Origin of the sequence: Streptomyces sp. CMB-StM0423, assembly GCF_002847285.1 — a bacterium.
GTDB lineage: Bacteria > Actinomycetota > Actinomycetes > Streptomycetales > Streptomycetaceae > Streptomyces.
Genome location: NZ_CP025407.1, coordinates 5120838 through 5133516, shown reverse-complemented (window position 1 = coordinate 5133516; position 12679 = coordinate 5120838). Strand labels below are relative to the sequence as shown.

Below are 12679 nucleotides of genomic sequence, written 5' to 3'. Positions count from 1 at the left end.
TGGATCGCTCATGGACCGCCGCTCGTTCCTCGCAGCCACTGCCGCCACCGCCGGAGCCGCGGGCTCCGCCGGTCTCGGCGCTGCCCCCGGGCACGCCGCAGTGCGCTCCGCACAGGACCCGGAGTCGGTGCTCACCGGCTGGTTCGAGGACACCTACCGCTCGCTCGAGGCGATGGTCGCCAACAACGGGCTGCCCGCCGACAACATCGACCTGAGCGGCGGCGAACCCATCCTGACCGAGAACACCTCGGTGACCAACATCGGCTGCTGGATCTGGTCCACCGTGGCCGCCGCCGGCCTCGGCGTCATCAGCGAGCGTGAGATGCACGCACGCCTGGCGCGTACGGTGGCCACCATCGAGCGGATGGAGCGAATCCACGGATTCTGGTTCAACTGGTACCAGACCTTCACCGGCGAGGTGCTCGACGAGTGGCCCGGCAGCGGCGCCCCCGTCGACCACCTGCTCTCCACCGTCGACAACGGCTGGCTGGACGTCGCCCTCCGCATCGCCGAGGACGCCGACCCCCTGCTGCGCGGCCGGATCCGCAAGCTCCGCGAGGACATCGACTGGTCCTTCACGTACGTCCCCTACAACCCGGCCGACCCCGTCGCCCACCCCGGCCATATGTCCACCGGATTCCGGCTCGCCGACGACGCGCTCACCCCCCATTTCTACGGCGCCCTCGTCTCCGAGACCCGCATCGCGGGCTACCTCGGCATCGCCGACGGCACCGTCCCCGGTGACCACTACTGGCACATGCTGCGCACCTTCACGCCGGATCAGGCACAGGAGATGCCCCCCGGCGGCGACTGGGTCGTGCGCGACGGCGTGCGGTACTTCAACGGCCACTACACCTACCGCGGCCGCCGCCACGCGCCAGGCTGGGGCGGCTCGATGTTCGGCGCTCTGATGCCGGAACTGTTCGTGCCCTCCGCCCACTGGTCCCCGTCATGGCGCACGAATCTCACCCACCACGTCCTGGGGCACCGCGACCACGGCCTGCTCGACGCCGAATACGGCTACTGGGGCTTCTCGCCGGCCAACGTGCCCGAGGGCGGCTACCAGGAGTACGGGGTGCAGTACTTCGGCATCTCCCCCGAGGGCTACTGCTCCAACACCGACCGCACCTACGTGCCGTACGGCGAGCCGAAGCCGGACCCCTCCGCCTACACCAACGGGGTCGTCACCCCGCACGCCGCCGCGATGGCGCTCATGGTCGCGCCGCGGTACGCCTTCGACAACCTCAGGCGCATCGCCCGCGACTTCGACGCCTACGAGCGCGGTTTCGGCTTCTACGACTCCGTCAACGTCGGCACCGGCAAGGTCAGCGACCGGATGCTCTCCCTGGACCAGGGCATGTTCGCCGCCGCGCTCGCCCAGGTGCTCAGGCCCGGCCTGCTGCAGCGTCCGTTCCGCACCGGCGGTTTCCGCCGCATCCTCAAGCCGCTGCTGGCCAAGGAGGACTTCGGGATATGAGCACCCTGCCGGTCACCACCCCCAGCCGCAGGACGGTCGTCGGCGGCCTCGGCGCCGCCGCCGTGACCACGTCCGGCGCCCTCGGCAGGACCCCGGAGGCGTCCGCCGCCGGCGCCCCGGCGCCCGCGCCCGCCTCCGCGGCCGGTACGCGGCGCGCGGCCGATCCCGTCACGTACCGGAACAAGCAGATCCACATCGACGGCGAGCCGGCGCTCGTCCTGGGCGGGGAGATCCACTACTTCCGGCTCAAGCGCGGCGAGTGGCAGTCCCGGCTCGACAGGGCCAAGGCGGCCGGGCTCAACGCGATCGCCACGTACATCCCCTGGATGTGGCACGAGACACCGGACGGCCGTATCGACGTGACGGGACGCACCCGGCCGGAGCGTGACCTCGGGGCCTTCCTCGACCTGTGCTTCGAGAACGGCTTCGACGCCGTCGTCCGGCCCGGTCCGTTCACCATGGCCGAGCTGAAGGGCGAGGGAGTGCCGGAACGGGTGCGCAGGGAGCACCCGGAGATCAACCCCAAGGGCTGGCACGGTGCCAAGGGCACCACGCCCGCCGTGGACTACCTCGCGCCCGCGTTCCTGGAGGAGACCCGCCGCTGGTACGACGCCGTCATGCCGGTCATCGCCCGACGGCTGCGCGGCGACGGCCGGCCGGGTGTCATCGCCTGCCAGCTCGACAACGAGATCGGGATGCTCGACTGGGTGAGTAACACCCCCGCGCTCACCGACCACGTGCTGCGGGACTTCCGGGGCTGGCTGGAGCGGACGTACGGGGACGGCCTGGCCGACCGGTACCCGTTCGCCGGGGAATCCGACGGCGCGTTCGACAAGGGCGTCCGTGAGCCCGCCGACGGCTACTCCGCCGCCCTCATGCACGACTTGGGCACCTTCATGCGCGGCCGCTTCGCCCGCTACGTCGATGCGCTACGCGAGGCCGCGGAGGACAACGGGGTGCGCGGCATTCCGTTCCTCGTCAACATCCACGGCACCGGGGGCGATCGGGGCACGAACTTCCCCATCGGCATCAGCCAGTTGATGGAAACGTACTCCGGCAAGCCCGGGCTGATCTCCGGCGCCGACTTCTACCTCGGCGACCTGACGTTCCGGAACGTCACCGACCTGTATCTGGTCCACTCGTTCATGGACGCGACGAACGATGGCGACCAGCCGGTGACCGCCCTGGAGTTCGATGCCGGTCACGCCGACTACGGCAACGACCTCGACAACCAGTCCGGCGCCGAGGCGGCCGACCTCAAGACCCGGCTCTGCCTGGCCCAGGGCGCCAAGATGATCAACTACTACCTGTTCGCCGGCGGGTTCAACCCCAAGCTCGACGAGCCGCTGGACGACGGGAACGACCGCATCGGATCCACCGGGGAACGCCACGGCTTCGCCGCCCCTGTCGACCCCGAGGGGCGGCCCGGTCCCAGCTATCCCTCCCTGGTCCGCACCGCCCGTGCGGTCCGCGCCAACGCGGCCGTGCTCGCGCCGATGCGGGCGGAGTACGACGATCTCGCCCTCGGCTTCGTACCGGATCACTACCTGACCGAGTACCGCCCCGACACCGACGCCGTGCGGGACGTGCTGAGCGATGTCGAACCGGTACGGGGCTTCGGCCCCCGGGGCGCGCTGTCCCGCGGCATGCTGCTGGGCGGCTACCGCTACCGCAGCGTCGACCTGCAGGCCGGTGATCTCGACCCGGCCCGTACTCCCGTCCTCGGGCTGGCCACCGGCGAGTACCTGGACAGCGTGGTCCAGCGGCGCCTGGTGCGCTATCTCCGGGCGGGCGGCAAGCTGCTGCTCTCCGGTCTGCTGCCGGGCAAGGACATGTCCGGCCGCCCGTCGACCGAACTGCGTGACGCGCTCGGGCTGACGCCCGGCAAGACCCTGACCGACGCGAACCGGTTCTCCCTCTCGGTGACCGCACACGGCTGGGCCGCACCGCGCGCCGAGATCCGGGTGCCCAAGGCGCAACTGTGCACGGCGAGCCACGGGAGCCGCGCCGACATCGTGCTGCGTGAGCTGTCCACGGGCCAGGGCTGCGGATTCGACATTCCCGTCGGCGCGGGCCGGGCCGTCGTCGTCACGAGTGCGTACCGCTGCGACCTCGGATTCTGGACAGCGGCGCTGCGTCGGCTTGGCGCCGAGCCGCGCTTCACCCACGACGCGAAGCTGCCCGGCGTCTTCCTGGCTACCACGGCCGACGGCGACGGCGGACGGATGCTGCACGCCTTCAACATCTCCTCCGGATACGGGCAGGACGTCACCTTCGCGGAGCGCGGCAAGCCTCTCTTCGGCGGTGAGCGGCTGCACCTGCCGGGGCGCGGCGCGGCGATGCTGCCGCTGGGAGTCCGTACGGGCGGCCTGCGGATCGCGTACGCCACCGCGGAGATCAGCGAGATCGCGGACGGGCGGATGGCCTTCCGGGCGCTCGGAGACGAGGCGGTCGTGGCCGTCGACGGACCAGCCCGCTGCGCGGGGGCGAAGGTCTCCGTGGAAGGCGGCCGGACGCTGCTGCGCGTGGGACGGCGGGAGTTCACCGTGCATCGGGGCTGACGCGCCCCGTGGGCCCGCGGCACCCAGGTGCGCGGGCCCACGGGGGAGCCGCGACTTCCGTATCTATGCGCTCGCACCCCGGCTGATGATCCCGCCGGGGCGCGTCACCAAGGCAAGAGGACTTCAGATTCACATGCACGGACCGCACGAAGGCAAGGTCAAGGACCTGATCAGCAGGATGACCGTCGAGGAGAAACTGGGCCAGCTCCAGCAGTTGACCTGGACCGGGGCGACCGGACCCGGCGGCGGCCAGACCGAGGAGGTCGAGCGAGCGGCCCGGGCCGGCCTGCTCGGCTCGGTGCTCAACCTGCACGGGGCCCGGCACACCAACTCCCTGCAGCGGATGGCCGTGGAGGGGTCCCGGCTGGGGATCCCGCTGCTGTTTGCCCAGGACATCATCCACGGCTTCTGGACCACCTTTCCCATCCCGCTTGCGGAGGCCGCCGCATTCGATCCCGCGGTCGTCGAGCGCGACGCCAGGGTTTCGGCGAAGGAGGCCCGTTCCAACGGAGTGCGCTGGACCTTCTCGCCGGTGATGGACGTCACCCACGAGCCCCGCTGGGGCCGGATCGCCGAGAGCTGCGGCGAGGACCCGTACCTGAACGGTGTGCTCGCGGTCGCCAAGGTCCGCGGCTACCAGGGCGACGACCTGGCCGCCGACGACAGCCTGGCGGCCTGCGCCAAGCACTTCGTGGCGTACGGCGGCGCCGAAGGCGGGCGCGACTACAACACGGTGGACGTCTCGGAACAACGGCTGCGCAACCACTACCTGCCGCCGTTCAAGGCGGCCGTGGACGCCGGAGCGGCCACCGTCATGGCGGCCTTCAACACCGTCAGCGGCGTCCCCGCGCACGGCAACCCGCACACCCTCACCGGCATCCTCAAGGAAGAGTGGGGCTTCGAGGGGCTCGTCGTCAGCGACTACACCGGCGTCGAAGAGCTGATCGCGCACGGGTACGCCGCCGACGGAGCCGACGCCGGGCGGCTGGCCCTGACTGCGGGCATCGACATGGAGATGGTCAGCACCCGCATCGCCACCCACGGCGCGCAACTACTCGCAGCCGGGCGGATCAGGGAGGACCGGATCGACGACGCCGTCGCGCGCGTGCTGCACCTGAAGTTCGCCCTCGGTCTCTTCGACGACCCGTACACCGACGAGGACGCCGCCATCGACGCGCCGACACCCGAGGCACGCGCTGCGGCGCGCGAGACCGCCGCCCGCTCCATGGTGCTGATGAAGAACGACGGTGTCCTGCCGCTGGACCGCGGCCTCCGCTCCGTCGCCGTGGTCGGCCCGTTCGCGGACTCCACCGACCTGCACGGCACCTGGGCCGGCCCCGGCTGCCGGCGGTTTCCTTCCGTGAGCGTCCTCGACGCCGTACGTGCCGCGGCCCCCGGCGCGGAGGTCACCCACGCCGCGGCGGACCCTGCGCAGGCCGCTGCCGCGGCCGGCGCCGCCGACGCCACCGTCGTCGTGGTCGGCGAGGCCCCGGAACTGAGCGGTGAGGCCGCCGCGCGCAGCGACATCTCTCTGCCTGCCGGACAGCGGGAGCTGATCGCCGCGGTCGCGGCCACCGGCAAGCCGTTCGCGGTCGTCCTGGTCAACGGACGTCCCTTGACAATCGGCGACTGGGTCGGCGAAGTCCCGGCCCTGCTGGAGGCATGGCACCCGGGCATCGAGGCCGGCAACGCCGTCGCCGACGTGCTCTTCGGCGCGGTGAACCCCGGCGGCAAGCTACCGGTGACCTTCCCACGCGCCGTCGGGCAGATCCCCCTCTACTACAACCGGGAGAGCACCGGCCGTCCGTACGACCCGGAGGAGAAGTACACCTCGAAGTACCTCGACCTGGCCGACGGGCCGCAGTTCCCCTTCGGCCACGGCCTCAGCTACACCGCTTTCAGCACCGGGCAGCCCCGGCCCGTCCGGGACACGGTCACCGCCGAGGCCCTTGAGCGGGGCGAGCGGATCGGGATCGAGGTCGAGGTCTCGAACACCGGCGACCGCACCGGCGACGAGGTGGTGCAGATGTACGTGCACGATCCGGTGGCGAGCATCGCCCAGCCGGTGCGCCGGCTGCGCGGCTTCACCCGCGTCACCCTCGGCCCGGGGGAGAAGCGCACCATGCGCTTCACACTCGGCGCCGAAGACCTCGGCTTCTGGACCAACGACGCGGCCGGGCAGTATGTCGTCGAGCCGGGCCGGATCGACGTGTACGTCGGCAGCAGCTCCCTGACGGAGGCCCGCTGCACGCTCACGATCGCCTGAAGGCACCCGCGTCCGCCCCTGCACCACGGAGGTTCGCCAGCATGACCGCGCCCCCGCGGCCGAACATCATCCTCTTCATGACCGACGACCACGCGCCGGCTGCCATCAGCGCATACGGCAGCGTGATCAACAGGACCCCGGCGGTCGACCGCCTCGCCGCCGAGGGCACCGTCTTCGAGAACGCCTACTGCACCAACGCCATCTGCTCCCCGGCCCGAGCCACCCTGCTGACCGGCACCTACAGCCACGTCAACGGCATGACCTCGCTGGAGAGCCCCACCCACAGATTCGACGCGGCCCAGCCGTCGTTCCCCAGGATGCTCCAGGACGCCGGCTACCAGACGGCCATCGTCGGCAAGTGGCACCTGGGCCACGGCGCGGACCACGACCCGCAGGGCTTCGACTACTGGGAGATCCTGCCCGAGCACGGCGTCTACCACGACCCCGAGTTCCTTACCGCCGAGGGCCGCAGGACCTACCCCGGCTACGTCACCGACATCATCACCGACCTCGCCCTCAGCTGGCTGGACAAGCGGGACCCGGACAAGCCGTTCTGCCTCCTCATCCAGCACAAGGCGCCCCACCGGGCGTTCGAGCCCGCACAACGCCACGCTCACCTCTACGAGCACGAGGACGTCCCCGCACCCCCCACGCTGCACGACGACCTGGCCGGCCGCGCCCCCGCGGCCCGCGAGGCGGCGATGAGCATGGAGGACCTCACCACCGAGGACTTCAAGGGCGTGCCGGTGCCGCCGGGTATGTCACCGCACGACGAGCGCGAGTGGCGCTACCAGCGCTACATCAAGGACTACCTGCGGGTCATCGCGGCCCTCGACGAGAACGTCGGCCGCGTGCTGCGCTACCTCGACGTCAGCGGCCTCGACGGCTCCACCGCCGTCGCCTACACCTCCGACCACGGCTTCTTCCTCGGTGAACACGGCTGGTTCGACAAGCGCTTCATGTACGAAGAGGGCATACGCATCCCGCTCGTGGTCCGCTGGCCGGGCCGTACGGCACCGGGATCGCGCAGGCGGGAGCTGGTGGCGAACGTCGACTTCGCCCCCACACTGCTGGACCTGGCCGGCGTGGCCCGGCACCCGCGGATGCAGGGCGAGTCGCTGGTGCCCCTGCTGCGGGGCGAGGAACCCGAGCGCCGTCGGGACGCCGTCTACTACCGCTACTACATGCATCTGGACGACTGCCACAACGTGCAGGCCAGTTACGGTATCCGCACGGCGACGCACAAGCTGATCCGCTACCCCGGCCACGGCTCAGGCGCCGACGGCGCCAAGGACCTTCCGCGCCCCGCCGCCTGGGAACTCTTCGACCTCACGACGGACCCCCACGAGCTGCACAACCTCTACGACGATCCGCGCTGCGCCGATGTCGTACGCGACCTCACCGACCGGCTGGCGGCACTGCAACGCGACGTCGGCGACACCCCGGACGGGCACCTACTCGAAGGAGCGGCCGCATGACCTCGTCCCCGCCGGCCTGGCTGGCCGACGCCGTCCTGTACCAGATCTACCCCCAGAGCTTCGCCGACTCCGACGGCGACGGCATCGGCGATTTCGCCGGCATCGAGCAGAAGCTGGACCACCTGGCCTGGCTGGGCATCACCACCATCTGGATCAACCCGTGCTTCACCTCGCCGTTCCACGACGCCGGCTACGACGTGGCCGACTTCCTCACCGTCGCACCCCGCTACGGCACCAACGGCGACCTGGCCGCACTCGTCGACAGCGCCGGCCGGCGCGGCATCCGGGTGCTGCTCGACCTGGTCGCCGGCCACACCTCCGACCAGCACCCCTGGTTCACCGCCTCCGCCGGCGACCCCGGCGACCACCGCTACATCTGGGCCCCGGAGGACCTGCGCCCGCCGGGCTACCAGCCCTCACCCGGCAGCCGCCCCGGCTGGTACAGACCGAACTTCTTCCCCAGCCAGCCAGCGCTCAACTTCGGCTACGCACGCGCCGACCCCGGCGAGCCGTGGCGCCTGCCGGTCGACGCCGAGGGCCCGCGCGCCAACCGGCAGGCGCTGCGCGACATCATGGACCACTGGCTTGCCCTGGGCCTGGCCGGATTCCGTGTCGACATGGCCGCCTCCCTGGTCAAGGACGACCCCGGGCACGTCGAGACCGCGAAGCTGTGGACCGAACTGCGCGGCTGGCTGGACGGCGCGCACCCGCAGGCCGTGCTGCTGTCCGAGTGGGGCGACCCCGGTACCGCCGTCCCGGCGGGCTTCCACGGCGACTTCTTCCTGCAGTTCGGCGGAGACGACGACGGCCTGCCCCTGCGCTCGCTGTGGAACAACGACGCCGGCACGGTCAGCGAGGAATGGGCCCCGGCCAGACCCTATTTCGACGCCGAGGGCGCCGGCACCCCCCAGACCTTCCTGACCGCCTGGCGGGCGGCGACCGACACGATAGGCGATGCCGGCTTCGCCGTCCTGCCCTCGTCCAACCACGACTTCTCCCGGCTGGCCTGCGGCCCGCGTACGGCGGAGCAGTTGCCGGCCGCGTTCGTGTTCCAGCTCACCTGGCCCACCCTGCCGGCGATCCACTACGGCGACGAGATCGGCATGCGCTACCTCCCCGGACTGCCCGACCACGAGGGCAGCGTCTTGGGCCCGCGCTACAACCGGGCGGGTTCACGCACCCCCATGCAGTGGGACAGCAGCACGAACGCCGGCTTTTCCACAGGCCCCGCCGACCGGCTGTACCTCCCCCTCGACCCGGACCCGGACCGTCCCACCGTGGCCGCCCAGCGGGCCGACGAGACATCCCTGATACACCTGGTGCGGCGCCTGATCGCCCTGCGCAAGGCCACCCCGGAACTGGGCGCCTCCGCTGGAGTGAAGGTGTTGTGCGCCGGGTATCCGCTGGTCTACGTCCGCGGCAGTCGATATGTGGTCGTGGTCAACCCGGGCCGGACGCCCGCCACAGCCACGCTCCCGGCGGAAGTCCGCTGTAGCGCACTAGAGGCATCCGGTGTCACCATCACGGACAGCGGGGACATCGGGGCGGCGGGCTTCGGCTACGGCGTGTTCGAGGTCGAATAGCCAACAGAGGAACGGGTCAGCCAGCACAACAACGCAGGCACGGTTGGGCCGGCTGTGCCCAGGACGCCACACCGACGGCCCCGAGGCCCTCCCCAGCGTGCTTACCGGCCTAACCCAGGTACCCGACCCTCACCGGGACCACGGGGCCGACGCCACCCGCTCGCTTTCATCCTGTACGTGGCCCGCGTGCGCGGATCTGGCCCCCTGGCCGCGCACGCCGACTACACATGAATGGGCGGATCCTCCTGCACATCCTGGCGCACGTCGGTGCCGAAGCGGGAGTCTCCCCGGCGACGCTCTCGCAGCGTTTCGGGTCCAAGCGGGGCCTGCTGCTGGCGTTCGCCGCGGACGCCGCGGCGGATGCTGCCGCGCCCTACCGGAGGGCTCGGGCCGCGTACGACTCACCCCTGGCGGCGCTGCACGCCGCCGCCGACGAGTTCGCCGGTCACATGTCCACCCCTGAAGAGATGGCCAATCGCCTCGGCATGCTTCAACTCGATCTCTCTGATCCCGAGTTCCGAGTTCATGCCGCCGAAAACACCCGCGCGGTCGATGCGGCTCTGCAGGAGCTGTGTTCCGACGCCGTCACGGAGGGCGAGCTCCCGTCCGGCACGGACGGGTCGCGGCTGGCGCGCGCCGTCCAGATCACCATTGATGGCTCCCTGTTGCGGGGGGCCCTCACCGGCGACGGCGATCCCGCCGCCCTTCTCTACGACGACGTCGACCACCTGCTCAGGAGAATCCTGTGACCTTCACCGCCACCGTGTTCATCGGCACCAGCCTCGACGGCTACATCGCCCGCCCTGACGACGACATCGAATGGCTGACCTCGCGCGGCGAGAGGGCTGGCGACATAAGCTTCTTCGAGTGCCTCGACTCGGTCGACGCCGTAATCATGGGCCGCGACACCTACGACAAGGTCATCGGCTTCGGCGAGGAGAAATGGCACTACGGCGAGCGCCACGTCGGCGTCCTGAGTACCACTCTTCCCGAGAATGCCGACCCGCGCATCACCGTCTACCGCGACGTGAACAGCCTCGTCACCGACCTCGACGAGCGCGGAATCAAGCACGTCTGCCCTGACGGTGGACGCCTCATCCAGAGCTTCATCCGTGCAGGACGCGTTGACGGGTTCATCATCAGCGTCGCCCCGGTCCTTATCGGCGCCGGTCACCCTCTCTTCGGTGAGCTGTCCAAGGACGTCTCCTTCGCCTGGACTCGGCCGCCGACGTCGGCCAATCCGCAGCCACAACGAAGGCGCCAACGGACGCTTCAAGAGCGGGAAACTCGACATCGGCAACCCCAAACACCGGCCGGCCCCCGGCCAGGTCACCCAGGCACTTCTCCTCGCGGTCATGCTCACGATCGCCAACCTGACCGTCCTGGAAACCTGGCTTCTGGAACGCGACGGCCCGGACGAACTCACCACCGCCGACTTCGACGCGAGCGGCCCTCTGCCACCACGCACCGCCTCCGACGTAAGGCACGTCTTGCCGACGGGGCGCCCGCCGCCACCGCACACCGCCTGACCGAGCTCTCGCGAAACGACACCACATCGCCGAAGCACGCCGATCACCACGATTGGCGTGCTTCCCCATGCCCGGACACAGGCGAGCGCACGATGCACGCCCGCCACACCCCCGCAGCACCGGCACGCAGACCTCCCGACGAACCCGGAAACGGCAAAATCCCGCCCGATCGAGACGATGGGACGGGATCTCGTGAACCGCCTACGAGGTCACTCGTGAACGGCCCTGAAGTGGACCTGTGGGGATTTGAACCCCAGACCCCCTCGATGCGAACGAGGTGCGCTACCGGACTGCGCTACAGGCCCTCACAACGGAAGAAACCTTAGCATCCCCGGTCCCTGGCCAGGAAATCGGTTCCTGTCGCAGGCGAAAGCGCGCGCTACTCGTTGGCCGCGCGGCGGCGGGGCGGGTCCGCGTACTGGTCGAAGAGCGGGGTCCGGTTGGTGGGGCGGCGGGGTGGGGGGGCCGCTTCGGGGGCGGGGTCGGCCGTCGGGGACTCCGGGTGCGGCTGCTGGGGTTCCGCCGCGCTGGAGCGGGCCGAGCTCCACGTGTCCGGGGCGTCGAGGTCCAGCCCCCGGGTCGCGCGGGGGGCCACCGGGGCCGTGACGTACGTCGGCAGCGGCACCGGTACGGGGTCCCAGCCGGCATCCGCCGGGCGGTCCCGCTCGCGCTGCTGGTCGACCCACTCCGCGTGGTCGGTCTGCTCCACCAGCGCCCTGCGGTCCGCCTCGTACGCCGCCGCCGGGGCGTCGAACGGGGCGGTGGCGGACGGGTCGTCCTCGGTGCCGGTCTCCGCGTCCCGGGTGTCCCCGTCACCGCCGCCGGCCACGTTCTCGCGCGGCCGGCGCGGCGCCGCCTCGCGGTCCGCGCGCTCCTCGCGCAGCCTGCGGGCCGCCGCCTCGCCGCGGGCCTGGTCCGCGGTGAACGTGCGGCGGCGGCGCTCCTGGGTGCGTACGCGGACCACGTACGCCGTGAGCAGCACCACCGGGAGCACGACCGCCCACAGGAAGCGCGGGCCGCCCACCGAGGCCGCCACCGCGCCCACCGTCAGCGCCACGAACAGCAGCGTCAGCGTGCGCCTCCGGCGCGCCAGCACCCGCGCGCGCGCCCGGCGCTCGGGAGTGGACGGGGACTGCGGGTTGCGGGCGGACGGCGCGGAGGGGGTCTCTTCCGGGGCGCGGGGGCCCGTGATCGCGCCTGCCTGTGCGTCCGTACGCCCCGCCGGAGCCGCCTCCGGTTCCTCGTCCGCCCCCGCCGTCACGCCCTGGCGCGCCACCGGCGCCGCCGGCGTCTCCTTGCGGGTACGGCGCGGGCGCGGGGCGGCGGCGCGGGGGTCGGTCACGGGCACGGCAGCGGCCCGGACGTCCACCACGCCGCCTGCGGCGGGTGCGGCATCCGGGCTCTCGTCGTCGTCCCCGGCGCCCTCCCCGGAACCGGAAACGGGCCCCGGGTCCAAGCCCGCGCCCGCGTCCGCACCGGAGTCGGCGCCGTCCCGGTCCTGGCTACGGTCCGCCCCGCCCCGTCCGGTCAGCAGCCGGATGGCGGTGCTGAAGCGTTCCGTCGGACGGGCTTCGTTCAGCTCGTCCTGCCTACGGAGCCACATCGGCACCAAGTAGGCGGCCCAGGCCCCGACGATCATTGCGTAGATGAGGCCGCTGCTGCTCACGCCTTACACGGTAGAGGCCGCGGCGACAGCGCATGGGCCAATTGGCTCGGTGTGTCGCACCATCTGGCTGATATCTCGACCTTTTCTTCTGATTTTTCACGCCCGCACTATCGAATCTT

General features: G+C 71.3%; 8 protein-coding genes, 1 tRNA gene and 1 pseudogene. 8 read left to right on the top strand and 2 right to left on the bottom strand.

Annotated elements, in window-relative coordinates:
- Nucleotides 1-10 precede the first annotated feature (10 nt).
- From CXR04_RS22405 to CXR04_RS36105, 8 genes and pseudogenes are all read left to right on the top strand, one after another.
- Nucleotides 11-1477, top strand: coding sequence for a glucoamylase family protein (locus CXR04_RS22405; protein WP_101424096.1), 1467 nt, complete (start codon nt 11-13; stop codon nt 1475-1477).
- Complete coding sequence (locus tag CXR04_RS22400; RefSeq protein ID WP_101424095.1) at nt 1474-4038, top strand: beta-galactosidase; 2565 nt, start codon at nt 1474-1476, stop codon at nt 4036-4038. Before CXR04_RS22405 ends, CXR04_RS22400 begins: the two co-directional genes overlap by 4 nt.
- A 133-nt stretch (nt 4039-4171) precedes the next feature.
- Nucleotides 4172-6304, top strand: a complete 2133-nt coding sequence (locus CXR04_RS22395; RefSeq protein ID WP_101424094.1) for a glycoside hydrolase family 3 N-terminal domain-containing protein — start codon at nt 4172-4174, stop codon at nt 6302-6304.
- 41 nt (nt 6305-6345) lie between these two features.
- Complete coding sequence (locus CXR04_RS22390) at nt 6346-7782, top strand: sulfatase family protein (RefSeq protein ID WP_101424093.1); 1437 nt, start codon at nt 6346-6348, stop codon at nt 7780-7782.
- Nucleotides 7779-9365 carry an alpha-amylase family glycosyl hydrolase gene (locus CXR04_RS22385; protein WP_101424092.1) on the top strand — a complete coding sequence of 529 codons (1587 nt, stop codon included), beginning with the start codon at nt 7779-7781 and terminating at the stop codon, nt 9363-9365. The genes CXR04_RS22390 and CXR04_RS22385 overlap by 4 nt, the downstream gene beginning before the upstream one ends.
- A gap of 227 nt (nt 9366-9592) precedes the next feature.
- Complete coding sequence (locus tag CXR04_RS22380) at nt 9593-10114, top strand: TetR family transcriptional regulator C-terminal domain-containing protein (RefSeq protein ID WP_101424091.1); 522 nt, start codon at nt 9593-9595, stop codon at nt 10112-10114.
- Nucleotides 10111-10500 (top strand): annotated as a pseudogene (locus tag CXR04_RS36935) (dihydrofolate reductase family protein); the annotation flags it as partial. The gene CXR04_RS22380 and the pseudogene CXR04_RS36935, both read left to right, overlap by 4 nt.
- Nucleotides 10501-10720: 220 nt before the next feature.
- Nucleotides 10721-10894: a hypothetical protein gene (locus tag CXR04_RS36105; protein WP_234380413.1), complete on the top strand. Its 174-nt coding sequence runs from the start codon at nt 10721-10723 to the stop codon at nt 10892-10894.
- 231 nt (nt 10895-11125) lie between these two features.
- Here the strand turns inward: CXR04_RS36105 and CXR04_RS22365 are convergent.
- Together CXR04_RS22365 and sepX are read right to left on the bottom strand one after the other, a co-directional pair.
- Nucleotides 11126-11199 (bottom strand) — tRNA-Ala (locus CXR04_RS22365).
- A gap of 74 nt (nt 11200-11273) precedes the next feature.
- Entirely contained in the window at nt 11274-12560 is a 1287-nt protein-coding gene (sepX, locus tag CXR04_RS22360) for a divisome protein SepX/GlpR (RefSeq protein ID WP_324842569.1), read from the bottom strand.
- Nucleotides 12561-12679: the final 119 nt, after the last annotated feature.

Excerpts from the sequence above, each read along its gene's own strand:
- CXR04_RS22405 (WP_101424096.1), top strand. The coding sequence starts at position 11 with ATGGACCGCCGCTCGTTCCTCGCAGCCACTGCCGCCACCGCCGGAGCC.
- CXR04_RS22400 (WP_101424095.1), top strand. The coding sequence starts at position 1,474 with ATGAGCACCCTGCCGGTCACCACCCCCAGCCGCAGGACGGTCGTCGGC.
- CXR04_RS22380 (WP_101424091.1), top strand. The coding sequence starts at position 9,593 with ATGAATGGGCGGATCCTCCTGCACATCCTGGCGCACGTCGGTGCCGAA.
- CXR04_RS36105 (WP_234380413.1), top strand. The coding sequence starts at position 10,721 with ATGCTCACGATCGCCAACCTGACCGTCCTGGAAACCTGGCTTCTGGAA.
- CXR04_RS22395 (WP_101424094.1), top strand. The coding sequence starts at position 4,172 with ATGCACGGACCGCACGAAGGCAAGGTCAAGGACCTGATCAGCAGGATG.
- CXR04_RS22385 (WP_101424092.1), top strand. The coding sequence starts at position 7,779 with ATGACCTCGTCCCCGCCGGCCTGGCTGGCCGACGCCGTCCTGTACCAG.
- CXR04_RS22390 (WP_101424093.1), top strand. The coding sequence starts at position 6,346 with ATGACCGCGCCCCCGCGGCCGAACATCATCCTCTTCATGACCGACGAC.